The organism is Nonomuraea fuscirosea, from assembly GCF_035917475.1.
GTDB classification, from domain to species: Bacteria; Actinomycetota; Actinomycetes; order Streptosporangiales; family Streptosporangiaceae; genus Nonomuraea; species Nonomuraea fuscirosea.
In genome coordinates this window covers 10,253,035-10,275,211 of sequence record NZ_CP109074.1, presented here as the reverse complement: position 1 = coordinate 10,275,211, position 22,177 = coordinate 10,253,035, and the positions used below count along the sequence as shown (strand labels likewise).

Below are 22,177 nucleotides of genomic sequence, written 5' to 3'. Positions count from 1 at the left end.
CGGGAGTGGGAAGGCCCGATCGCGCAGGACGGACCCGGTTGGCCACTACCCCTCCAAAGCCTGATCAGTCAGCAGATGGGCGCGAAGTTCGGCTATCGTGGCGGAGGATAGCTGGAGCTCCTGGCGTACGTACCGCTCGATCGAGCCGTGCCGCGCGGTGAGATCGGTGAGGAAGTGCCGCATCGCCTCCGCCGGCGCGAGCCCGAAACCGGGCCACAGCGGCGCGCCCGGATGCCTCCTGGTCCAGTCGGCCACGAAGCGATCGGTGGCCAGCCCGGTGAGCGCGTAGTCCGCCACGATGTCGCTCTCGCTCACCCCCGCCAGCGACAGCACCAGCGCGGTCAGCACACCCGTGCGGTCCTTGCCTGCCGCGCAGTGGATGACCACGGGGGCGTTGTCGGCTCGCGCGATCGTCTCCAGGGCGGTCCTGAGGTTCCGTACGCCGTCCTCGGAGATCTCCAGGTAGCGGTCGGCGAGGTAGCGGGCCACGCCGAGCTCCTCGCTGAACGCGTCGGTCTGCCAGCGGCGGCCCTCGATCGGCAGGTTCTGGTAGTGCTGTCCCTCGCTCTCGGGGATCCGCCCGGCCTTCTCGACCTCGTACGCGTGCCGCAGGTCGATGACGCTGCGGACGCGCAGCGCCCGGAAGGTCGTCAGATCGTCGCCGTCCAGCCAGCCCAGTGAGTCGGCCCGGTAGAGCCGCTGCCACCTGACGGTGCGCCCGTCTTCAGTGGCATATCCACCTATGTCACGGAAGTTGCAGAGATTGGTGAACTCAATATGGCGGATCACCCTCCACACATTAATTGGCGGTGGTCTGCGCCTTCGAGGCGACAGAGGCCTCCGGCCCCTCCTGCGCCTTCCGTTCGGCCACCTCACGCCGGATGAGCAGGATCCAGCCGCCCACCGCGATCCCGATGAACAGCCACCACTGCACGCCGTAGGCGAGGTTGAGCCCGCCGCCTGACCCGACGTCGGGCGCGGGCACCGGCGCGGGCGCCGCGCCCGCCTCAGGCTGCTGCTCCGTGAGCTCGACGTAGCCGTCCACCAGCCGGTACGGGAGCCCCTGGCTGATCTTGCCGGCGTTGATCAGCAGCACCTGGCCGGGTGGCAGCCCGGGCCGCTCCCTGATGCCGCTGGACTCCTCGGTCTCGCTCGGCCGTAGCCGTCCGGTTACAGTTACCTGCCCGGGCGGCGGAGCCGGCACCTCGGGCGCGGCGTCGGCGGTGGCGCCGGCCGGCACCCAGCCCCGGTTCACGATCACGGCCGTGCCCGGGCCGGTGACGAGCGGGGTCAGCACGTAGTAGCCGTTGCGGCCCTCCTGGGGGCGGCGGCGTACGACGAGGGCGTGACCCAGGTCGTACGTGCCCGCGACCGTGACCCGCCGGAACCGGTCGTCCTCGTCGACCGGACGTCCGGCCGCCGCGAGCCGCTCCAGCGGCACGGGCGCGGCCTCGATGTTGGCGGTGACCCGCTCGCTGTTGGCCGAGCGCTCCTCGAAGCGCCCGAACTGCCAGCGCCCGAGGAACACGAAGGCCGGGATGACCAGCAGCACCACCACGTGGAGCGCGAGCCATCTGGGCGTCAGCAGGAACCGGTACACGCCTCCAAGGTTAGGCACCGGGACCGGTGGTCCCGAACGCGACCTGCTCAGGCGCTCCTGCGGCCGGAGCCCTCGCCGAGCAGCGGCGTCACCTCGCGCGGCCCGCCCACCTCGTGGCCGTCGGCGCAGCGGAAGCGCAGCTCGATCGGCGCGCCGCAGTCGCGGTGGGTGAGCAGCACCGGCGGCCCCTCGTCGCCCGCGAGGTGTTTGTCACCCCAGTGCATGAGCGCGACCAGCAGGGGATAGAGGTCGCGGCCCTTCTCGGTGAGCCGGTATTCGTCGCGCTTGCGCTGACCGGGCTCGCGGTAGGGCTCCTTGCGCAGCAGGCCCTCGTCGACCAGCCGGGTCAGGCGCGCACTGAGCACCTGGCGGGGGGCGCCGGTGAGGGTCTGCATGTCGGCGAACCTGCGCACGCCGTTGAACGCCTCGCGCAGCACCAGGAACGTCCACTTCTCTCCGACGATGTCCAAAGTGCGCTCTATCGAGCAATTGTCCGCCCGGAGACCCATGGGGATCGGCACGTTCATCATTCAAGTATACCTGAGTTCGATTGACAGACTCAGCCTTGCCGGGCAGGCTGGGTCTATGTGTCGAACTCAGATCCGCCCGGCCCGCCCCGACGACGAGGAGCGGATCAGACGCTTCCTGGCGGGGCTGTCGCTGCACACGCAGACGCTGCGGTTCTTCACCGGCGTCACCGCCCCGGCCGCCCCGCTGGTGCGGGCGCTGCTGGCCGTGGACGAGCGCCGCGACGCGCTGGTCGTGACCTCCGAGGAAGGGGAGATCATCGGCCATGCCATGAGCTACCGGGGCGGCTGCGCCGACGTGGAGATCGCCGTGGTGGTGACCGACGCGTGGCAGGGTCGCGGGCTCGGCCCGGAGCTGATCGCCGAGCTGCTGCTGCGGGCCTCGGTGAAGGGCGCGAAGACCGTGGGCATGGACGTCCTGGGTGAGAACCGGCGGGTGCTCAGGCTCATCCGGAGACTGTGGCCGCGGGCCACGATGAAGGTGAGCTCGGGGTCGGTGGAAGTGACCGCTAGGATCGATGAGGCGGGCCTATTTGCGGAACAAGGTTCTGGTAGCACACCATTGACGGTGTGAAGAGTGTCAAGAACGGACGCGACGGCCGTACGCGCATCATCGAGGGCGCCCTCCGCCGTTTCAGCCAGGACGGCGTCTCCGCCACCACCCTGGCCAGCCTTCGTGAGGAAAGCGGCGTCAGCGTCGGCAGCTTCTACCACCACTTCGCCAGCAAAGAGCACGTCTTCGGGGTCCTCTACGCCGAGATCCTCGACGCCTACCAGCGCGAGTTCCTCGCCGAGCTGGTCCGCCACGACGACGCCCGCGCCGGCATCGAGGCCATCGTCGCCTTCCACATGCGCTGGGCGGGCGAGCACCCCGAGCGGGCCCGGCTGCTGATCAGCGAGCGCCCGCCGCGCAAGCAGGAGCCGGGCGGCGCGGAGGTGGCCGAGGCGCGGCGCGCGTTCTTCCGCCAGGTCTCCGACTGGTGGCGGCCGCACATGAAGAACGGCCAGCTCCAGCCCGTGCACGCGACCATGTGTTACGTGCTGTGGCTGGGCCCCTCGCAGGAGATGTGCCGCCTGTGGTTCGCCGGCGCCCACACCCCCACGGAGGACGAGATCAGGGGCCTGGGCGAGGCCGCCTGGCAGAGCCTGCGCCAGCGCGGGGAGCAATGATCTGAGCACCATCTGTGGTGTTATTGTCCAAATGTGAGACGACCTCGGGCGCTGGTGCTGCCCACCTTGCCGGAGAGCGCGCTCGCCCGACTGGGTGAGTTCGCCGACCTGACCGAGGCTCCCGCACGACCGAACCTCGGTTACACCGACGAGCAGCTGGCCGACCTGGTCATCGAGACCGGAGCCACCGTGCTCATCACCGACGGCGACCAGGTGCGCACGTCGGTGCTCGGGCTGCACCTGGACGTCGTGGCCACCATGGGACCGCCCGCGAGCGTGGATCTGGCCCTGGCCGCCGAGCGCGGCGTGACCGTCCTGCACGCTCCCGCCCGCGATCCCGAGGCGGTGGCCGAGCTGACGCTGGCCCTGCTCTTCGCCGTCAGCAGGAACATCGTCCCGGCCGACCGCGAGGTACGGCGCGGCCGCGTCTACCAGGGCCGGGTGCCGCCCGCGCAACGCCACAGGGGCCGCCGGCTGAACGGCAGGACGATCGGCATCGTCGGCCTCGGCCGCGTCGGCCGGGCCCTGCGCTGGCGCTGTGAGGGGCTCGGCATGCGGGTGATCGTCTGCGACCCGTTCGTGCCCGAGGCCACCCACTCGCTGCCGGCGCTGCTGGACGAGTCGGACGTGGTGTCGCTGCACGTGCCGCTCACGGCCGAGACGAGGGGCTTCTTCGGCTACACCGAGTTCGGCGCGATGCGCCAGGGCGCGGTCTACCTCAACACCTCGCGCGGGGCGCTGCACGACCTGCAGGCGCTGGTCGACGCGCTGCGCTGGGGCCGGGTGGGCGGCGCCGGGCTCGACCACTTCGAAGGGGAGTGGCTCGACCGGGCCCATCCGCTGACCCGGCTGCCGAACGTGGTGCTGACGCCCCGGCTGGGCGACGCCACGGGGGAGAGCCGCGAGGAGCTGGCCGGGACGCTGGTGGAGGACATCGCCCGGCTGCTGCGCGGGGAGGAGCCCGCGCACGCGTACGCGCCGGCGACCGCCTAGACCGTCAGACCGCGCAGAAGGACGGCCGGAACGTCGGCGGTGAGTCAGGCGTGCTGGCGCAGGCGCGTCGCCACCCGCCAGCTCGCCCGGTCGAGCGAGATGTCCAGCCGCAGATCACCCCGCTGCCGGCGCAGGCCGGGGACGCGGAGCCGGTCGTGCACGTCGAACCTGCCCCGATGCGGATAGCCGAAGCCGAGCTCGCCGGGCAGCACCCGAAGGTCGTCGCGGTTGCCGCAGCGCGGGCACGTCCAGGAGACGAGGTCCATCCCCCGGTCGTAGTCGGAGCAGGCGTTGAAGTATTCGTCAGGACCGAAGCGGGACTCGCAGGCCAGGCACGGGATCAGCATGGGCGCGCTCCTCGGGGTGACGTGCTGACACCGACAGTGATATCGCGCGTGGCTTGTCCGTCGCTTGCAGAACGCTTGGGTCCTTAAGTAACAGTATGAGCACTGTCGGTATCGGATCATGCGGAAGATTCCACGGTGAAAGGATGGGCTTGTGGAACGACTGCGCCATCACCTCCTCGAAACCGGCTACTCGATCGACGGCGTACGCGAGCGCCTGGGCACCGTGGCCGCCTCCGCCCTGGCCAGGGAGGAGCTGACCCCGGCCCTGCGCGCGACCGCGGACGGCGACCCGCTGGCGACGCTGATCCGGCTCTGGTGGCTCGGCGTCCCCGTGCCGGCCGAGAGCGTGCCGCCGGAGGTGCTGAAGTCGGGGCTGGTCACGGCCGACGGCGATCAGGTCGTCGCCACCGTGCACCTGCAGCCCTGGGAGACGGGCGGTTACCTCGTCTCCGACAGGAAAGTACGGCCCGGCGATCCCGCGCTGCGGCCCGACCACGTGGTGGGGGCGGGCGGGGCCTCGGCCAACCTGGCCCAGCTGGTCACCCGCCGCCCCGTGGGCCGCGCGCTCGACCTCGGCACCGGCTGCGGCGTTCAGGTGCTGCACCTGGCCGGCCGGGCCGAGCACGTCGTGGCCACCGACCTCAACCCGCGGGCCCTGGAGCTGGCCCGGCTGAGCTGGGAGCTGTCCGGGGTCGAGGGCGTCGAGGCGCGGGCCGGGTCGCGGTTCGAGCCGGTCGAGGGCGAGCTGTTCGACCTGATCGTGAGCAATCCTCCGTTCGTCATCGCCCCGGCGCGCGAGGGGAAGCTGACCTACCGCGAGTCGGGCGGCGACGGCGACGACTTCTGCCGCGACCTCGTCCGCGAGACACCCCGCCACCTCAACCCGGGCGGTCAGGCCCATTTCCTGGCCAACTGGCTGCACGTGGAGGGGGAGGACTGGCGCGAGCGCGTCGGCGGCTGGCTGAGCGAGAGCGGCTGTGACGCCTGGGTGGTCGAGCGCGACGTGCAGGACCCGGCCGAATACGTGGAGCTGTGGCTCAAGGACGCGGCCGAGCAGGGCACCAGGCACTACACCGAGCACTACGACCGGTGGCTGTCCTGGTTCGAGGAGCGCGGGGTGGAGGGGGTCGGGTTCGGCTGGATCAGCCTGCGCAACTCCGGCACGCTCGACCCGGTCGTCCGGGTGGAGCACCTCGCCCACCAGGTCGCGCTGCCGGTCGGCGACTACGTCGACTCCGTCATCGACTCCATCGCCGCCGCGCACCGGGCGGAGAACCTCGACGCCGCGCTGCTGCGTACCGCCGAAGGGCTCCTCGACGAGCGGGTCGGGCTGCCGGGCGCCGAGGACCCGATCCGCATCGTCCTGCGCCAGACCCAGGGGCTGCGCCGCAGCAGGGAGGTCGGCACGGTGGAGGCCGCGCTGGCCGGCGTGTGCGACGGCGAGCTGGCGCTCGGACCGCTGCTCAACGTGATCGCCGAGCTGGTCGGCGACGGCGAGATCGCCAACTCCGACGCGATCAGACCGCTCATCGCCGAAGGCTACTTCCTGCTGTGATCCGACTGCTGTGATCCGGCTGCTCTGATCCGACTGCTGACCCGGCTGACCTGCCCCGACCGCCGTGGCCTGGCTGCTTTGATCCGGCGTTGATCGGACGTCAACCTCCGTGGTGGAGGCTCTGAGTCAGGACACGGACCCGGGGGGTTCGAGGGCCGTGTCGGGTCCGGCCGGCCGTCTCAAGTGAGGCGGCTGGTCACCGCGCGGAGCATCCGGACAACCGGGCCCCCTAGCGACGCGTGGTGGCCACGAGATGGCCGGCCGGGCTGAACACAACCGATCACGAGGTGTGCGTGACTCCCTAAGGACAGCCTTGATCAACCATGTGTGGATGACACGTCTGGACGACGAGCTGTACTCAGGACTCGACGAGTTAGTCGACGGGGACGCCGTCGAGCAGGGCCTTGAGATCACCGGCCTCGGGCGCGCCGAGCCTGCCGAAGATCTCGAACGCCCTCCGTAGGCAGTCGATGCTCCGCGTCTCGCTGCCGAGGCCGTGCAGCGCCTTGCCGAGTACGGTGAGCGAGAGCGCCTCGCCATAGGGATGGCCGATGTCGCGGGCGACGACCAGGGCCTCCTCGGCATGGCGCACCGCCTCGGCGTAGCGTTCGGCGGCGATGAACGTCTCGGCCAGCCGGGAGCAGACCCGCTGCTCCCACACCCGCTGTTTGCTGGCCCGGAAGAAGGCCAGGCACTCGGCGTGGTGATGGACGGCCTCGGTGATCCGGCCGACCCGGCTGAGCACGATGCCGAGGTGGTAGCGGGCCCTGGCGGTGCCGGCGCCGCTGCCGATCTCGGTGAAGATGGCCAGGCCCTTCTCCGCCGCGGCGATCGCGTCCTCGGGCCGGCCCAGGCCCAGGTGGTCGCGGGCCGAGTAGCTGAGCACCAGCGCCTCGCCGGCCGGCACGCCGTTCTCGCGGTAGAAGCGCGACGCCGCGTCGAACAGGGCCAGCGCCTCGGTGTGCCGCCGCTGCCTGCCGACCACGACGGCCAGGGCGTTGAGCACCTCGCCGGTGACGACCTTCTCGCCGCGGGCGCGCGACAGCTCGTCCACCACCCTGAACTGCTCCTCGGCCTGCTTGAGCCGGTTGCCGGCGAACAGCACCCGGCCCAGCACGTAGCGGGCGCGCAGCTCGCCGCCCTCGTCGCCGATGTTCTGGGCGGCGGCGAGCACGGCACGGGTGCTCTGGTCGAACTCGCGGGTGTGCGTGCCCGACTCCAGCAGCGGCTCCATCGCCACCAGCAGGTCGCCGGCGGGCAGCAGCTGCCCGGGGGCGCGGGCCGACGCGGCGGCCTGGTAGATGGCCGCGAACAACGAGTCGCCCTCGGCGATCAGCCAGGCCACGGCCTCGTCGACCGAGGTGAAGTCGAGGCCGGTGCCGGCCACGGCGAGGTTGGCCGGGATCATGCTGCCCTCGTAGGCCAGCGTGTGCGCGGAGCGCGCCGAGGCCAGGTAGAAGTCCAGCAGCCGGCGCAGCGCCGTCGTCTTGGTCTCGGGCCGCTCGGTCTTGTCCAGCGTCCGCCTGGCGAACAGTTTGAGCAGGTCGTGGAAGCGGTAGCGGCCGGGTGCGGGGGCCTCCAGCAGGCTGGCGTCCACCAGCGACTCGAGCACCTCCTCGGCCTCCAGGACGCTCGTCGCCAGCACGGCCGCGGCCGCGCCAGTGGAGACGTCGGGGCCGTTGGGCAGCGACAGCAGCCGGAAGGCGCGGGCCTGTTCGGGGGTGAGCTGCCCGTACCCGAGCGCGAACGTGGCCTCGACGGCCAGGTTGCCGACGCGCAGCTCGTCGAGGCGGCGCTGCTCGTCGGTCAGGCGCGACACCAGCGAGGCGACCGTCCAGGACGGGCGGGCGGCCAGCCGGGCGGCCAGGATGCGCACCGCCAGCGGCAAGAACCCGCACGCGGCCACCGCGTCCATGGCCGCGCCGTGCTCGGCCGAGACCCGCTCGGCGCCGGCCACCGCGGCGAACAGCTGCAACGCCTCGTCCGGCTCCATCACGTCGAGGTCGATGAGCTTGGCGGAGGGGAGGTCGGCCAGCTTGCCCCGGCTGGTGACGAGGGCGGCGCAGCCGGAGGCGCCCGGCAGCAGCGGGCTGACCTGCTCGGCGTCGCGGGCGTTGTCGAGCAGCACGAGGATGCGCCGCTCGGCCAGGAGCGAGCGGTAGAGCGCCGAGCGTTCCGCCTCCCCGTCGGGGATGACGTCGGGCGGGATGCCGAGCGCACGCAGGAAGCCGCCGAGCGCCGACGCGGGCGCGGTCGCCTCGTCGCTGTAGCCGCGCAGGTCGGCGTAGAGCTGGCCGTCGGGGAAGGCGTCGTCGAGCAGGTGGGCCACGTGTACGGCGAGCGCGGTCTTGCCGACGCCGCCGATGCCGGAGATGGCCGCCACCGGCACGCCTTCCGGCGCCGACCTGGTGGTGGACAGCGGGGCCGGGGAGTGGGCCGACAGGAGCGTGCGCAGCCGTACCACGATCTCCTTGCGGCCGGTGAAGTCGCCGGCGGCGGCGGGGAGCTGCGCGGGCCTGGGCAGCTCGGGAGCGGGCGGCTGCTCCTCCTGCTCCTGCGCGGGCTCGTCCGCTTGCGGGATGTCAGAGGTCTCCAGCGCCAGAGCGGGGTCGGCGGCCAGGATGCGCTGGTGCAGGGCGCTCAGCTCCGGGCCCGGTTCGATGCCCAGCTCGTCGATCAGGGCCTCGCGGGTCTCGGTGAAGACGCTCAGCGCGTCGCCCTGCCGGCCGCAGCGGTAGAGGGCGAGCATGAGCTGGGCGCGCAGCCGCTCGCGCAGCGGGTGGTCGGCGGTCAGGGCGATCAGCTCGGAGACGACCTCCGCGTGGTTGCCCAGTTCGAGGTCCACGTCCATGAGCGTCTCGATGACGCTGATGCGCCGCTCGATGAGCCGGTCGCGCTGGTGCTCGGCGTAGGGGCCGACGGTGCCGGCCAGCGGCTCGCCCTCGAACAGCGCCAGCGCGGAACGCAGCTCCCCTGCGGCCTCGCCCAGCCGGCCGGCCTTGCGCGCGGCCTCGGCCTGGCCGATCCCGCGCTCGAACCTGGCCAGGTCGAGCGAGTCGTCCGGCAGTCGCAGCGCGTAGCCGCGGCCGATGGAGGTGAGCAGTTCGGGGCGCGAGCGGGCGGGCCGGTCGGGCTCCAGCACCGTACGCAGCCTGGAGACGTACGTGCGCAGCGCGCCCAGGGCGCGCGGCGGCGCCTCCTCGCCCCAGACCGCGTCGATCATCTCGTTGGGCGTGACCGCGTGGCCTTGCCGGAGGAGCAGCATGCCGAGGATGGAACGCTGCAGGGGCGTGCCCAGGTCGAGTTCCCGGCCATCTCGCCACGCGCGGACAGGACCGAGCACGGCGAACCGCAGCTCGCCTTCAACGCGTGGACCAGCCATGCCGTATGTCTCCAAGCCAATGGAACGATTTGTTACCAAATGATAGATCCATACCTTCTCGTCACCTAGATCCAGGTTGATCGTTCACCGAAGCGTTGATCCGCCTTTGATTGGGTGTTGAGCGCCGCCCTCGATGGTGGTCGTGAGGCGTGACACGCATCGCGGGGGCGTGTGTCATGTAGAGGGAATGTAGGCCGGAAAAAATACGACCCCGCCCGATCAAATCGGGCGGGGCTGGGGTGGACGGGTTCTCAGGCTGCCTCGACCAGGCCGAGCCTCATGGCCAGACGCTCGCGTACGAGCGGCCATTCGGAGCTAAGGATCGAGTAGAACGCGGTATCTCGGACCGTATTGTCGGCGCCTCGGCTATCCGCTCGCCGCACCCCGTCGAAGTGTGCGCCGAGAGCCTCGATGGCGGCCCGGGATCTGCTGTTGCGTACGTCTGCCTTAAGGGTGATGCGGTGGACGCGCCACGTCTCGAAGGCGTGCGAGAGCAGGAGGTATTTGCTCTCCCGGTTGACCCCGGTGCCCTGGGCGCCGGCGCCCAGCCAGGTGTAACCGATGTCGGCCACGGACGGGGTGTCGCCCACCGCACCTCGTGTACCCGGCGGCCAGGGCATGGGGCCCTGCCAGTACTCCAGGTGCATGAGACGGGTGGCACCGACCACGCGGTCGGTGTTCAGCCACCGGATGGCGAAGGGCAATGAGCGGCCCTCCGCCTGCTCAGCCATGGCCGCCTCCACGTAGGAGACGACCTCGTCCCGGCTGTGCGGGACCCGAGTGAAGGCGTAGATGGAGCGGTCTTCACTCGCAGCGGCGACGAGGTCCTCGACCGCCGCCAGGCTGAGAGGTTCCAGGCGCACGAGGCGCCCGGACAGGGTGACAAGAGCGGGCATGAGCACATGATGAGGGCTACGGAGCGTGCGCGTCACCAGGCAGTCACAACCATCTTCCCGACCGATTTGCGGACGTGGTGTTTCCGCAGGTCGGAGGCCCCTTTTGAGGGTGGGTAAACCCGCTCTTGGGGAAAGATTCGCCTAACCGTGACATGCCGTCGGCACGAGGGCGGCGGGTCGTTCGCCCACCACGCCGTGACGTACCGGGGAGAGCCTGCTCAGCCCGGCCGACAGGAAGTCGAGATTGGCCGCGATCCACGGCAACTGGAGCGGATCGGGGCTGTTCAGGGCGGCGCCGCGCTCCTCGGCGGTGTCGCCGTAGAGCAGGCTCACCGCGACCCTGACCCGGGCGGCCGTCGGGGTGTCGCCGAAGGCGTGTCCCGGCAGGACACCGATGCCGTGCTCTTCGAGCAGCAGCTTGGTGATCTCGGCGGAGCCGCCGAGCCGCAGGTGACTGAGGTCGGGATAGAGGTAGAAGCCGCCCTGCGGCATGGGCACGCAGGCGCCGATCTCGGTGAACCTGTCGTGGACCGCGCGGGCGACCACGCCGTGCAACCGGCGGCTGCGGGCGATGCGCTCGGTCAGCTCGTCGGGATCGCCGAAGGCGTAGGCCGCAGCCTCCTGTACGGGCGCCGCGGGCGCCGACCAGATCTCGCTGGCCACCGCGAGCAACTGCCTGCGCAGCTCGTGCCCGTTCTCGGGCAGCCGGGCCACGCCGATCCGCCAGCCACCCAGGGCCAGGCTCTTGCTCAGCCCGGTGGTGACGATCGTGCGCTCGGGCGCCAGATCGGCCGGCGAGGTGTAGGGCAGCTCCGGGTCGTGCAGCAGGTCGCGGTAGATCTCGTCGGAGATGATGGTCAGGTCGAACTCGCGGGCGACCCGGACGAGGCGGGCGATCGTCTCCGGCGTGGCCAGGCGTCCCGTCGGGTTGTCGGGCAGGGTCACCAGCACGGAGCTGACGGTCCTGCCCTGCGACCTGGCCAGGCGCACCTCGGCGGCGACCAGATCCGGATCGGGCACTCCGCCCTCTCCTGGCGGTGCGGGCACCAGGAGGGGACGGGAGCCGACCAGGTCGGCCTGCGCGGCATAGCTGACCCAGCTGGGCATGGGCAGGACGATGTCTCCGCCGATCGCCAGCAGCAGGCCGTACAGCAGTGACTTGCTGCCGGGGCCGCAGACGACCAGGTCGGGGTCGGTGGTGAGCCCCCGTCGGGTCCAGTAGCCCGCCGCCGCGGCCCGCAGGCCGGGCGCCCCCGCGACCGGCCCGTAGCCGTTGCGCTCCGACGCGGCGGCCAGCCTGTCGCGCAGCGCCGGGTGGACGGGCAGACCGGCCTCACCGAAGGCCAGGTGCAGCACGCGCTCCCCGGCGCGTCGTCTTCGCTCGATGTCCTCATTGGCCGCCAGGGTGGCGGACAGAGTTACGGTCATGTTTGTCACGTTCCCAGAGTGGTTGGATGAAGGCATCAGCACAAGCGGAGCTTTTTGTGGGTAGGCATAAGGAAGTCTGATGCTCGAATTGCGGCGATTGGTCCTGATCTGCGAATTCGCAAGGAAGGGAAGTATCGCGGCGACGGCAGAAGCGCTCGGCTACAGTCCGTCCGCCGTCTCCCAACAGCTGGTCGCGCTCGAACGCGAGACCGGCACCGCGCTCATCGACAGGACGGCGCGCAGCGCCGAGCTGACCGACGCCGGCCGCCGGCTCGTCCTGCACGCCGAGCGCATCCTGTCGATGGTGGAGGAGGCAGAGTCCGACCTCTCCGCGCACGCCGGCAAACCGTCCGGGCGGGTCGTGGTGAGCGCCTTCCCGACGGCGGCGGTGGCGTTCGCGCCCGCGCTGGCGCGCTCGCTGCGCCGCCACACCGAGCTGACGCTGCGGCTGGGACAGAGCAGGTCCGGGCGCGGGATGCGCGAGGTGCAGTCGGGCGAGGTGGACCTCGCGCTCGTGGACGACTGGTACGGCCGCGTCCGCGACAGCGAGAGCCTGCGCGTGTTCCCCCTGCTGCGCGACCCCATGGTGCTGGTCGTCCCGCGCAAGCACCGCCTGGCCGACCCCGACGTGCCCCTCGACCTGCGCGAGCTGCGCGACGAGCCGTGGATGGCCACCCCCGACGGCGAGCCCTCGCGGCTGGCGGTGGACCGGCTGCTCGTCGACGTGGGCGGCACCCGGCCGACGCCGTGGGAGTTCGAGGGGCTGGGCACGATCCTGTCGCTGGTCGCCAAGGGCATCGGCATCGCCGCCGTGCCCTCGCTGGCCCTGGCCGCCGGCGTGCGCGGGCTGGCCGTGCGGCAGTTCCCCGGCGATCCGGTGGTCCGCGACGTGCACGCGGTCGCGCGCGGGTCCAGCGTGCACCGGCCGTCGGTGTCCGTGACGTTGCGCGCCGTCCACGTCGCCGCCCGCTACATCGCCGCCGACCTGGAGCCGGTGCGCCTGGCTGAGCGGCGGCGCGAGGACCGGCCCGCCGACGAATCCGGCGGCGGGTGGGAGGGCGGTTCTGTGCGGTCGGCGGGTGACGTCGTCGGAAGGTCGTTCGGCGAGTGAAAGGTCGTCGAGGTCAGCTGCCGGTTCTTCTTCGGTCTGTGCGGTCATGGTCCTGTGAGGCGATAGCGTCTGCGGTCATGGCGCCGACGTACGACATCGAGCAGTTGCTGCTCTCCCAGCCCAGCGTCCGTACGGTCGCGGGCGTGGACGAAGTGGGCCGGGGCGCGTGGGCGGGGCCGGTCACGGTCTGCGCGGTCGTCACCGACCTGTCCGGGCCGCCGGCCGGTCTGACCGACTCCAAGCAGGTCTCCGTGGCGAAACGCGCTCCGCTGGCCGCCGAACTGGCGGTCTGGGCGGCGGGCGTCGGTTTCGGCGAGGCCACGCACGAGGAGATCGACACGCTCGGCATGACGGAGGCCCTGCGCAGGGCCGCGCGCCGGGCGCTGGAATCGCTGCCGGTCCGTCCCGACGCGGTGATCCTCGACGGCAAGCACGACTACATCGGCGCGCCGTGGCCGGTGCGGCTCGAGGTCAGGGGTGACGCGGCGAGCATCTCGGTCGCCGCGGCCTCGGTGCTGGCCAAGGTGCGGCGCGATGCGTACATGGGGACGATCGGCTGCGAGGAGTACGGGTTCGCGGAGAACGCGGGCTACCCCTCACCCGTGCATCAGGAGGCGCTCGCCCGTCTCGGACCCACCCCGCACCATCGGCTCTCATGGTCATACCTAGACGAACTGCCCCAATGGCGACACTTGAAGCACCATCGTGACCCGCTGGCGGGCGAGGGGCAGGCCAGCCTCTTCGCGTAGTCGCGTTGATCGGCCATGATTCGGTGGATGCGCATCGGCATTTTCGTCGTCGCGGGCCTGTTCCCCGGCCGGCAGGCCGGGCCGACGCTCACGGACGCTGTGGAGTGGATCGTCGCGGCCGAGCGGGCCGGGTTCGACGACGCCTGGATCGCCGAACACCACTTCATGTCGTACGGCGTCTGCCCCTCCCCGCTCACCCTGGCCGCGGTCGCGATCGGCAGGACCACCCGCATCGGGCTCGGCACGGCCGTCAGCGTGCTGTCCACCCAGCATCCCGTGGCGCTGGCCGAGCAGGCCGCGATGCTGCACCACCTGTCCGGCGGGCGGTTCACGCTGGGCGTCGGCAGGGGCGGGCCGTGGGTGGATCTGGAGGTGTTCGGGACCGGGCTCGATCGCTACGAGCGGGGGTTCGCCGAGTCGCTCGACCTGCTGGTGTCCGCGCTGTCGGGCGCGTCGGTGGCGGCGGACGGGGAGTTCTTCCGGTTCAGGGAGGTGCCGATGGTGCCGCCGGCGCGGCTGCGGCCGGTCGTCGCCTGCACCTCTCCCGGCACCGTCGGGCTGGCGGCCGAGCGCGGGCTGCCGATGTTGCTGGGCATGCACATCGGGGACGCGGACAAGGCGGCGCTGGTACGGCGGTACCGCGAGCACGGTGGGCCGGGGGCCGCGCATGAGGCGGCGGGGCATGTGGCGGCGGGGGTGGCCTTGGTGGGTGACTCCACGGCCGCGGCGGTGCGGGAGCTCAAGGAACGGATGCCGTCCTGGCTGGGGCCCGGGCTGGCCGGATACGTGCCGCTGGACGACCGGCCGCGCACCCCTCGGGACGCCGGCGCCTACGTGGACCTGCTGACCGGGATCCATCCCGTGGGGTCGGCCGGACACTGCGCCGAGACGCTGCGGCGTACGGCCGAGAGCACCGGCATCGAGCACTTCATCCTGCTCGTGGAGGGGCTCGGCGAGCACCGGCGGACGCTGGAGAACATCGCCAGGTTCGGCGCCGAGGTGCTGCCGCTGCTGCGCGGCTGAGCGGTCGCGCTTTGAGCGGCTGCGCCTGCGGCCGCTTTGGGCGGCTGCGCCTGCGGCCGCGCGGCTTGAGTGGCTGCGCGGCTGATCCCGGCGGGCCGGCCGGGGCCGGTCCGCCGGGCAGGGGCTCAGCAGTCGACGAGCTCCGGTTTCTGGTTGAGGATCTGAGCGCGCGGGGTGACGAAGTCGGCCAGCGCCTTCGTGGCCGTCGGGTCGAAGACGGCGACCCGGTGGCAGTTCTGGAAGGCCAGGCGTACGCCGTAGTGCCGCTCAAGCGCGCCACGCATCGAGTCGCTCGCCAGGCAGCGAAGGAGCTGGCCGCGCGCCTCTTCCGACGGCGGCGGCACCTCGTTGTCGGCGAACTCGGCCCCGCTGTGCTCACGCTGCTTGACCAGCTCGCTGATCAGCGACCACGCGTAGGGCAGTGAGTCGCGGACGCAGGCGAGGAAGGCCGCGTCGTCCACCTCACCGGCTTTGGCCTGGTCGAGCAGATCGTTCGGAACGGTCAGCGACATGCTGTCTCCTCTCGAAAGGGATTGAATCTGACGCTAGGTCGGAAAAGGGAAGGGCTCCAGATTCCGGACGGGAACAGTCGCGTGATCTCGGGCCCCGCGTCCCCTGGGGCCTCGGCGTAGGGCCGTGCCGTTCAGGGGCCGTAGACGAAGTCGGGGTCGACCTGCTGGGCGAGGTCGGCGCCCGTCCTCTCGTCGCCCCACGCCTTCGCGTTGCGCAGGTGGAACTCCACGGTCTGGCGGCCGAAGCGGGCCCAGTCCTTCTCCTGCTCGTCGAGGGTCTTGCGGAGCAGGGCGAGGGCGTCGGCGTTGGCCGGCTCCAGGTCGTCGAGCGTGAAGTGGCGGCCCTGCTCCATGGCGCGGACCGCGGCGGAGTGCTCCATCCAGGTGAGCAGGTCGTCACCCACGTGCTCGCGCAGGAAGTCGACGTCGGACGGGCCGTGCACCTTGTTGCCGACGACGGCGAGGGCGACGTCGTACTTGGCGGCGTACTCGCGGTACTGCTTGTAGACGCTCACGCCCTGCCTGGTCGGCTCGGCGACGAGGAAGGTCAGATCGAAGCGGGTGAACAGGCCGGAGGCGAACGAGTCGGCGCCGGCGGTCATGTCGACCACCACGTATTCGCCCGGGCCGTCGATCAGATGATTGAGCAGCAGCTCCACCGCGCCGACCTTGGAGTGGTAGCAGGCCACGCCGAGGTCGTCCTCGCTGAACGGGCCCGTGGCCAGCAGGCGCAGGCCGTCGGGGGTGGTCAGGCCATAGGGGTCGGCGGCCAGGTCGTCGAAGCCGAGCAGCGTGGAGCCGCGGCCGGGCGGGGTGGTCTTGAGCATGACCTCAGCGGACGGGATGCGCGGGTTGTCGCCGCGCAGGCGGTCCTTGATCTCGGTGAGGTGAGCTCCGAGCGGCTCGGGCTGCCGGTCGAGGCCGAGCACGAGGGCCAGGTGCTGGTTGATGTCGGCGTCCATGGCCACCACCGGGCCGCCTTGGCTCGCCACATGTCTCGCGAACAAGGCCGACATCGTCGTCTTGCCGCTGCCGCCCTTTCCGACGAACGCCACTCTCACGGTTGCTCCTGGTGAGGATGAAAATCATTTCCGTTGGGGACGATCACCATCATGCCACAGGCGTCGGGCGGGAGGCATGGGAAACGGGGAGCATGCCGAAATGGAAATCGTGTTCGGCGGGCGCCGGGGGTGCGGACGCGGCCGGGCTTCGGTGTCGGCCGGGCTTCGGCGGGGTGCCGGGGTCAGGCGCAGGTGGCGTCGAGGTTGACCGGGGCGTCGGTCGGCGTCGGGGACGGCGAGTGCGCGCCCGCGGTCTTGGTCGACGAGGAGCGCTCCTCCAGGGCGTCGTCCACCTCGCGCCGGATCGCGTACCAGTCCGGGTCGGCGGTGTTGACCAGCGGCGGCACGAAGTTCAGGCTGCGGATCTTGGCGCCCTTGACCTTCTGCGACAGGTCGACGACCGCGGGCAGGAGGTCCTGCGGCAGATCGGTGGAGATGGCCCGCTTGGTGGCCGCGGCGAGGCGTTCGAAGCTGTTCAGCACCGTCATCGGGTCGGCCTGCTTGGCGACCGCGTTGAGCAGGCACTTCTGGCGTCCCATGCGGACGTAGTCGTCGCTGTCGGTGCGGGAGCGGCCGTACCAGAGGGCCTCCTCGCCGGACAGCTTGCGGGTGCCGGCGGCCAACAGGCCCTCGCGGTAACGCCCGTACACGATGGGGTCCTTGATCGTGACCTGGACGCCGCCCATGGCGTCGACCATCTCGGCGAAGCCCTTCATGTCCACCATCGCGTAGTAGTCGACGGGGATGCCGAGCATGTCGGCGATGGTCTGCTTGAGCAGGGCGGGGCCGCGCTGCCCCTTCTGTACGCCCGGCACCATCTCGGGGTGGTCCTCGGCGTACTGGAAGACCTCGTTGAGCAGCCCGGGGGTGTCGGGGCCCGCGCCGGTGAAGCCCGAGGGGAAGTGGTCCCTGGCGGGGCCCTCGGGCAGTTGGACCTGCTGCAGGTTGCGCGGCAGGCCGAACAGCACGGTTGCTCCGGTGGCCACGTCCACGCTGGCCACGGTCATGCTGTCGGTACGCACCCCGGGCCTGCTGGGCGCGGAGTCGCCGCCGAGCAGCAGGAAGTTCACCCGCTCGGCGCCGTTCCACGGGTCCTGGGCCATGACGGGGGTGGTGGCGGTGGTGCCGCGCGGGAACAGGGTGTTCACGACGTCGCGCGACAGGTACGCCAGCCGGGTCGCGTACGCGGTCGGAGCCAGCACGAGCGCGCAGAGGGCCACCGTGAGCGTGGTGGTCAGGAAGCGGCCGACGGTGTCGGAGCGGGCGGGGCGTACCAGGAGGAACGACCAGACGATCACCCCGGTCCAGGCGAGCGCGACGGCCACCAGCGCGACGGTGAGCCAGGTGAGCCAACGAGGCTGCACGGCCAGCGACAGCAGGTTCGCGCTGAACGCGGTGAACACGATCAGCACGCCGGCGAGCATCAGCACGTACGCCGCCATCAGGGCCAGGCCGGTCTTACGACGTTCGGCGGCCAGGTGGGCCACGCCCCACAGCAGGGTCGAGGCCAGCGTGAGCGCGATGCTCGCGCCCGGTCCGAATCGTCGATCCTCTCCCGTCATGCCTGGTCATACCCCCAATGTGCGCCCATCCCCAGCACCTTAGTAATGCGCGGTGCGCGTCTGGCGTTGCTAAGGGGAAGGGTTCGGTCAATTCCCCGTCAAATACACATTGAGATATAACTTGAGTATGAGCAAGCGTCACGGCAGCTACGGATTCGACGCGCCCTGGGCGCTGGCCGGTCTGCTCCTCGGAGCGATCGTGCTGCTGGGCCTGGCGGGGATCTCGTTCGCCCTCGACATCCTCGCCGCCGGCGTCACCTTCCTCTTCGGCGGGCTCTACACGCTCGCCAGCGCGATCAGCTACCTCTACACGACCAGACGCGGCAAGTTCGTCGTCTGGGACAGGGAACTGCGGCGGCTGCGCGGCGACGAACGGCTGCTCGACCTGGGCTGCGGCAGGGGAGCGGTGCTGCTGCTCGCGGCCGGACGGCTGGAGCGGGGCAGCGCGACCGGCATCGACCTGTGGCGGTCGAAGGACCAGTCGGGCAACCGCGAGCTGGTCACCAGGCGCAACGCCGAGCTGGAAGGGGTCTCCGACCGGGTGGAACTGGTCACCGGCGACCTGCGCGACCTGCCCTTCGGCGACGACTCGTACGACGTGGTGGTCGCCAGCCAGGCCGTGCACAACATCCCCGACGCCGAAGGAAGGGCCCAGGCCGTCCGCGAGGCGTACCGTGTGCTGCGGCCCGGCGGGCTGCTGCTCATCGCCGACTTCCAGCACACGCCCGCGTACGAGGACACCCTGCGCGACCTCGGCGTCATCGACGTACGGAGGCGCAACGCGGGCTGGCGGTTCTGGTACGGCGGCCCGTGGTTCGGCACCGGCATCGTCGAGGCCAGGAAGCAGGCCGGGTAAAGCGACGTTTGCGCGCCGCTTCCGGGGTATCGAGAAGATCCTATGAGCGACGTGGAAACCGGCACCGTCACCACGAAAGTGCCCGCACGGCTGGACCGGCTGCCGTGGTCACGCTGGCACTGGATGATCGTCATAGGACTCGGCACCGTCTGGATCCTCGACGGGCTCGAAGTCACCATCGTCGGCAACCTGTCCGCGCAGCTCGCCAAACCGGGCAGCGGCCTGGACATCACCCAGGCACAGGTCGCGGGCGTCGCCGCCGCGCTCTACGTCGCGGGCGCCTGCTCAGGAGCGCTGTTCTTCGGCTGGCTGACCGACAAGTTCGGCCGCAAGAAGCTGTTCATCATCACGCTGGTCGTCTACCTGCTGGCCACGCTGATGACCGCGTTCTCCTTCAGCGCGTGGTGGTTCTTCCTGTTCAGGTTCCTGACCGGCTTCGGCATCGGCGGCGAGTACGCGGCCATCAACTCCGCCATCGACGAGCTCATCCCGAGCCGGCACCGCGGGCGCATCGACATCATCATCAACGGCAGCTACTGGCTCGGCGCCGCCGGCGGCGCGCTGCTGACCGTGCCGCTGCTCAACGACCTGCCGGTCAACATCGGCTGGCGCGTCGCCTTCGGTCTCGGCGTGGTGCTCGGCCTGGCCATTCTTCTCGTACGGCGCAACGTACCGGAGAGCCCACGCTGGCTGTTCATCCACGGCAGGGGCGACGAGGCCGAGAAGATCGTCGATGACATCGAGCACGACATCGGCAAGGACGACCTGCCGGAGCCGCAGCAGTCGATGACCGTCCACACGCGCAAGTCGATCGGGTTCGTCCGGATCGCGCACACGATGGTGGCGCTCTATCCCAAGCGGACGGTGCTGGGGCTGTCGCTGTTCGTCGGGCAGGCGTTCCTGTACAACGCCATCACGTTCGGGTACGCGCAGATCCTGTCCACCTTCTACGGCATCGACACGCACACCGGTTACTACTTCGCCGTCATCGCCGTCGGCAACTTCCTCGGCCCGCTGCTGCTCGGGCACCTCTTCGACACCGTCGGCCGGGTGCCGATGATCTCGGCCACCTACCTCGGCTCCGGGGTGCTCCTGCTCGGCACGGCCTGGCTGTTCAACCAGGGCGTGCTCACGGCGGTCACGCTGACGGCGTGCTGGTGCGCGGTGCTCTTCGTGGCCTCGGCGGGGGCGAGCTCGGCGTACCTGACCGTCAGCGAGATCTTCCCCATGGAGACCAGGGCCATGGCCATCGCGTTCTTCTTCGCGATCGGCACGGCCGCGGGCGGCATCGCCGGGCCGCTCGTCTTCGCGTCCCTGGTCGAGAGCGGGGTGCCGGGGGACACGGCGCTGGCGTTCTGCATCGGGGCGGTGGTGATGATCATCGGTGGGCTGGTGGAGCTGTTCCTCGGGGTGAAGGCCGAACGGAAGGGACTGGAGGAGATCGCCGCACCCCTCTCGAAGGCCGAGACGGAACCCGCCGCCTGACCACCTCACCCCCCCATGGGCCTCGCGTCCGCCTCCTTACAGCGCACTCAAGAGACCGGGGAGAGGTAGCCCCGGTAGACCTGGCGTTCGACCTGATCGATGTAGGCGGAAGGGAGCCAGCGCAGCACCGCCCCCATCTCCTCATCCTGGATCACCGGCAGGGCGGCCAGCGCGTCGGCGGCCAGGCCCCGGCAGTACCGGATCGTGTGCTCCGCCATCGGGCTCGACCGCAGCACGCGCAGGGCCGTCGCCACCTGCTCCTCGCTCATGTCCCGGCCCACCAGGCCGCTGCCGGCCAGGTCGATCCCGGACATGAGCAGGGGCAGGCTGTAGACGCCCTGGCGCAGGTCGTTCCCGGCCGGCTTGCCGAGCTGCTCGCTGGTGGCGGTCAGGTCGAGCAGGTCGTCGAGCACCTGGAAGATGAGCCCGAACTTCTCCCCGTAGGTCGCCATCCGCGCTCTGTCCTCGGCCGGGGCGTGCGCGCACAACGCGGCCACCAGGCAGCCGGCCCGGAACAGGGCCGCCGTCTTGCCGGTGATCGACCGCACCGCGCTCTCCCGCGTCCGGCCGGTGTCGAACAGGTCGGCCGTCTCCAGGTACTGGCCCTCCGCCAGCTCCACCACCGTGGCGGCCAGCACCTCGGCCACCGGCCGCGACACGTTCACGATCGCCGCCAGCGCGGCCCTGGCCAGCATGAAGTCCCCGATGACCAGCGCCTTGCCGTCACCCAGCTCGGCGTTGAGCGTCCGCTGCCCGCGCCGTCGATCGGCCCGATCCATCAGGTCGTCGTGCACGAGCGAGCCCGTGTGGATGAGCTCCACGCACGCCGCCGCCGTGATCACCCGCCGGTCGGGCGGCTTGCCGAGTGCGATGGAGGCGGCCAGGGTCAGCGCGGGCCGCAGCCGCTTACCGCCCGCCGACACGACCCGTCCCGCGCCCGCGTTGATGTCCGGCAGCACGGACGACCCGCTCAGCCGCCGGATCCTGGCCTCGACCTTGACCAGCCCCGCGACGACGGCCGGGCTGCGCAGCAGTTGATCCATAGCGTCCAGCCTGCGCTCCCGCCGCTGTGGCGCACCTGAGAAACACTGAGGGCCCTCTCAGCCGCCGTCCCGGAGCATTCTTTAATCGAGGAAACCCTGTCGCCTCCCTGGGAAGTGAGTGCATCGCGTGAGCGAATCATCGGGCGAAGTCCTCTACCTCGTCGTCTGCGCAGCCGGCGCGGCCCACGACGTCGGCCGGCTGGTCACCCTGGCCCAGGAGGCGGGCTGGATCGTCCAGATCGTGGCGACGCCGTCCGCCCTGGACTTCATCGACGTGCCCGCACTGGAAACCCAGACCGGCCGCCCCGTACGCAGCCAGTACCGCAAACCCCACGAGCCCAAGCCGCCCCGGGCCGACGCCATGATCGTGGCGCCGGCCACGTACAACACGATCAACAAGTTCGCCCAGGGCATCACCGACACCTACGCCCTCGGCGTCCTGGCGGAGGCCCCCGGCCTGGGCATCCCGGTCGTCGTCCTGCCCTTCGTCAACACCGCCCTCGCCACTCGCACCCCGTACCGACGCAGCCTGGAGGATTTGCGCGCGGACGGCGTACGCATCGTCTCGAACCCCAGCCACACCGAGCCCTACGCCTGGCACCACGCCCTGAAAGAACTCGGCCCCGCCCCTTCCCGGCAGCAGGAACAAGGGACGACCACTCAATCGAACTGAGGAAAATCCCGGAGCCGGCGATGCCGGACTTGGCTTAGCCTGCTTCAACTGGTGGCTCTGATCCGCGGGGACAGTCATCCTGATGACAGCGCGGAACGAATGGCGTGGGTAATGTCGCGCCTCAGATTTGTTCACTATCGCGGGGTGTCACGCATAGGTAGCTGCTAGTCGGCCGCAAATATCTCGCAGGTGAAATAACGGACA

At 70.8% G+C, this 22,177-nt stretch carries 21 protein-coding genes; 10 read left to right on the top strand and 11 right to left on the bottom strand.

Features of this window, described 5'->3' with window-relative positions; genetic code table 11:
• Positions 1-45 precede the first annotated feature (45 nt).
• Genes OIE67_RS47150 through OIE67_RS47140 form a run of 3 tightly spaced genes read right to left on the bottom strand, consistent with a single transcriptional unit; the run spans position 46 to position 2,070 of the window.
• A complete protein-coding gene (locus OIE67_RS47150) occupies positions 46-789 on the bottom strand; it encodes a tyrosine-protein phosphatase (protein WP_106243544.1) in 744 nt (247 codons plus the stop codon).
• A 10-nt stretch (positions 790-799) separates the two neighbouring features.
• Positions 800-1,600 carry an SURF1 family cytochrome oxidase biogenesis protein gene (locus OIE67_RS47145; RefSeq protein WP_326632878.1) on the bottom strand — a complete coding sequence of 267 codons (801 nt, stop codon included), beginning with the start codon at positions 1,598-1,600 and terminating at the stop codon, positions 800-802.
• A 47-nt stretch (positions 1,601-1,647) separates the two neighbouring features.
• On the bottom strand, positions 1,648-2,070 hold the full coding sequence (locus OIE67_RS47140) for a winged helix-turn-helix transcriptional regulator (RefSeq protein WP_326632876.1): 423 nt from the start codon (positions 2,068-2,070) through the stop codon (positions 1,648-1,650).
• Between the two features lie 115 nt (positions 2,071-2,185).
• On the opposite strand from OIE67_RS47140, the gene OIE67_RS47135 reads away from it, so the two are divergent.
• From OIE67_RS47135 to OIE67_RS47125, 3 genes are read left to right on the top strand one after another with little or no spacing between them, the layout of a single operon-like run.
• Positions 2,186-2,701: a GNAT family N-acetyltransferase gene (locus tag OIE67_RS47135; protein WP_106242990.1), complete on the top strand. Its 516-nt coding sequence runs from the start codon at positions 2,186-2,188 to the stop codon at positions 2,699-2,701.
• On the top strand, positions 2,698-3,297 hold the full coding sequence (locus OIE67_RS47130) for a TetR/AcrR family transcriptional regulator (RefSeq protein WP_106242993.1): 600 nt from the start codon (positions 2,698-2,700) through the stop codon (positions 3,295-3,297). The genes OIE67_RS47135 and OIE67_RS47130 overlap by 4 nt, the downstream gene beginning before the upstream one ends.
• A 33-nt stretch (positions 3,298-3,330) precedes the next feature.
• Positions 3,331-4,290, top strand: a complete 960-nt coding sequence (locus OIE67_RS47125) for an NAD(P)-dependent oxidoreductase (RefSeq protein ID WP_326632873.1) — start codon at positions 3,331-3,333, stop codon at positions 4,288-4,290.
• Between the two features lie 44 nt (positions 4,291-4,334).
• On the opposite strand, the gene OIE67_RS47120 is transcribed toward OIE67_RS47125, so the two are convergent.
• Complete coding sequence (locus OIE67_RS47120; protein WP_326632871.1) at positions 4,335-4,637, bottom strand: hypothetical protein; 303 nt, start codon at positions 4,635-4,637, stop codon at positions 4,335-4,337.
• 151 nt (positions 4,638-4,788) lie between these two features.
• Here OIE67_RS47120 and OIE67_RS47115 point away from each other — a divergent pair, with 151 nt between their 5' ends.
• A complete protein-coding gene (locus OIE67_RS47115) occupies positions 4,789-6,192 on the top strand; it encodes a class I SAM-dependent methyltransferase (RefSeq protein ID WP_326632869.1) in 1,404 nt (467 codons plus the stop codon).
• A 373-nt stretch (positions 6,193-6,565) separates the two neighbouring features.
• Here OIE67_RS47115 and OIE67_RS47110 read toward each other — a convergent pair whose 3' ends face one another.
• The 3 genes from OIE67_RS47110 to OIE67_RS47100 form a co-directional block, all read right to left on the bottom strand.
• Positions 6,566-9,574: an AfsR/SARP family transcriptional regulator gene (locus OIE67_RS47110; RefSeq protein ID WP_326632867.1), complete on the bottom strand. Its 3,009-nt coding sequence runs from the start codon at positions 9,572-9,574 to the stop codon at positions 6,566-6,568.
• 251 nt (positions 9,575-9,825) lie between these two features.
• Entirely contained in the window at positions 9,826-10,470 is a 645-nt protein-coding gene (locus tag OIE67_RS47105; RefSeq protein WP_326632865.1) for a GNAT family N-acetyltransferase, read from the bottom strand.
• Between the two features lie 141 nt (positions 10,471-10,611).
• Positions 10,612-11,898, bottom strand: a complete 1,287-nt coding sequence (locus OIE67_RS47100) for a pyridoxal phosphate-dependent aminotransferase (protein WP_326632863.1) — start codon at positions 11,896-11,898, stop codon at positions 10,612-10,614.
• A gap of 79 nt (positions 11,899-11,977) precedes the next feature.
• On the opposite strand from OIE67_RS47100, the gene OIE67_RS47095 reads away from it, so the two are divergent.
• The 3 genes from OIE67_RS47095 to OIE67_RS47085 all read left to right on the top strand — a co-directional run bounded on the left by OIE67_RS47095 (position 11,978) and on the right by OIE67_RS47085 (position 14,781).
• Entirely contained in the window at positions 11,978-13,009 is a 1,032-nt protein-coding gene (locus OIE67_RS47095; RefSeq protein ID WP_326632860.1) for a LysR family transcriptional regulator, read from the top strand.
• A 77-nt stretch (positions 13,010-13,086) separates the two neighbouring features.
• Positions 13,087-13,758: a ribonuclease HII gene (locus tag OIE67_RS47090; RefSeq protein ID WP_326632858.1), complete on the top strand. Its 672-nt coding sequence runs from the start codon at positions 13,087-13,089 to the stop codon at positions 13,756-13,758.
• Between the two features lie 27 nt (positions 13,759-13,785).
• Positions 13,786-14,781 carry an LLM class flavin-dependent oxidoreductase gene (locus tag OIE67_RS47085; protein ID WP_326632856.1) on the top strand — a complete coding sequence of 332 codons (996 nt, stop codon included), beginning with the start codon at positions 13,786-13,788 and terminating at the stop codon, positions 14,779-14,781.
• A 125-nt stretch (positions 14,782-14,906) separates the two neighbouring features.
• On the opposite strand, the gene OIE67_RS47080 is transcribed toward OIE67_RS47085, so the two are convergent.
• From OIE67_RS47080 to OIE67_RS47070, 3 genes are all read right to left on the bottom strand, one after another.
• Positions 14,907-15,293 (bottom strand): SCO5389 family protein, encoded by a 387-nt coding sequence (locus tag OIE67_RS47080; RefSeq protein ID WP_326632854.1) that lies wholly within the window; start codon positions 15,291-15,293, stop codon positions 14,907-14,909.
• A gap of 131 nt (positions 15,294-15,424) precedes the next feature.
• Positions 15,425-16,354 carry an ATP-binding protein gene (locus OIE67_RS47075; protein ID WP_326632852.1) on the bottom strand — a complete coding sequence of 310 codons (930 nt, stop codon included), beginning with the start codon at positions 16,352-16,354 and terminating at the stop codon, positions 15,425-15,427.
• A gap of 182 nt (positions 16,355-16,536) precedes the next feature.
• Positions 16,537-17,916 (bottom strand): LCP family glycopolymer transferase, encoded by a 1,380-nt coding sequence (locus OIE67_RS47070; RefSeq protein ID WP_326632850.1) that lies wholly within the window; start codon positions 17,914-17,916, stop codon positions 16,537-16,539.
• 127 nt (positions 17,917-18,043) lie between these two features.
• Here OIE67_RS47070 and OIE67_RS47065 point away from each other — a divergent pair, with 127 nt between their 5' ends.
• On the top strand, positions 18,044-18,772 hold the full coding sequence (locus OIE67_RS47065; protein ID WP_326632848.1) for a class I SAM-dependent methyltransferase: 729 nt from the start codon (positions 18,044-18,046) through the stop codon (positions 18,770-18,772).
• Positions 18,773-18,814: 42 nt separating this feature from the next.
• Positions 18,815-20,257, top strand: a complete 1,443-nt coding sequence (locus OIE67_RS47060) for an MFS transporter (RefSeq protein WP_326632846.1) — start codon at positions 18,815-18,817, stop codon at positions 20,255-20,257.
• A gap of 47 nt (positions 20,258-20,304) precedes the next feature.
• Here the strand turns inward: OIE67_RS47060 and OIE67_RS47055 are convergent, their stop codons facing one another.
• Positions 20,305-21,300, bottom strand: a complete 996-nt coding sequence (locus OIE67_RS47055; RefSeq protein ID WP_326632845.1) for a polyprenyl synthetase family protein — start codon at positions 21,298-21,300, stop codon at positions 20,305-20,307.
• A 127-nt stretch (positions 21,301-21,427) separates the two neighbouring features.
• Here OIE67_RS47055 and OIE67_RS47050 point away from each other — a divergent pair, with 127 nt between their 5' ends.
• Entirely contained in the window at positions 21,428-21,973 is a 546-nt protein-coding gene (locus OIE67_RS47050; protein ID WP_326632843.1) for a flavoprotein, read from the top strand.
• Positions 21,974-22,177: the final 204 nt, after the last annotated feature.

Excerpts from the sequence above, each read along its gene's own strand:
- OIE67_RS47080 (WP_326632854.1), bottom strand. The coding sequence starts at position 15,293 with ATGTCGCTGACCGTTCCGAACGATCTGCTCGACCAGGCCAAAGCCGGT.
- OIE67_RS47085 (WP_326632856.1), top strand. The coding sequence starts at position 13,786 with ATGCGCATCGGCATTTTCGTCGTCGCGGGCCTGTTCCCCGGCCGGCAG.
- OIE67_RS47060 (WP_326632846.1), top strand. The coding sequence starts at position 18,815 with ATGAGCGACGTGGAAACCGGCACCGTCACCACGAAAGTGCCCGCACGG.
- OIE67_RS47100 (WP_326632863.1), bottom strand. The coding sequence starts at position 11,898 with ATGACCGTAACTCTGTCCGCCACCCTGGCGGCCAATGAGGACATCGAG.
- OIE67_RS47105 (WP_326632865.1), bottom strand. The coding sequence starts at position 10,470 with ATGCCCGCTCTTGTCACCCTGTCCGGGCGCCTCGTGCGCCTGGAACCT.
- OIE67_RS47120 (WP_326632871.1), bottom strand. The coding sequence starts at position 4,637 with ATGCTGATCCCGTGCCTGGCCTGCGAGTCCCGCTTCGGTCCTGACGAA.
- OIE67_RS47135 (WP_106242990.1), top strand. The coding sequence starts at position 2,186 with ATGTGTCGAACTCAGATCCGCCCGGCCCGCCCCGACGACGAGGAGCGG.
- OIE67_RS47055 (WP_326632845.1), bottom strand. The coding sequence starts at position 21,300 with ATGGATCAACTGCTGCGCAGCCCGGCCGTCGTCGCGGGGCTGGTCAAG.
- OIE67_RS47070 (WP_326632850.1), bottom strand. The coding sequence starts at position 17,916 with ATGACGGGAGAGGATCGACGATTCGGACCGGGCGCGAGCATCGCGCTC.
- OIE67_RS47110 (WP_326632867.1), bottom strand. The coding sequence starts at position 9,574 with ATGGCTGGTCCACGCGTTGAAGGCGAGCTGCGGTTCGCCGTGCTCGGT.
- OIE67_RS47095 (WP_326632860.1), top strand. The coding sequence starts at position 11,978 with ATGCTCGAATTGCGGCGATTGGTCCTGATCTGCGAATTCGCAAGGAAG.
- OIE67_RS47090 (WP_326632858.1), top strand. The coding sequence starts at position 13,087 with ATGGCGCCGACGTACGACATCGAGCAGTTGCTGCTCTCCCAGCCCAGC.
- OIE67_RS47065 (WP_326632848.1), top strand. The coding sequence starts at position 18,044 with ATGAGCAAGCGTCACGGCAGCTACGGATTCGACGCGCCCTGGGCGCTG.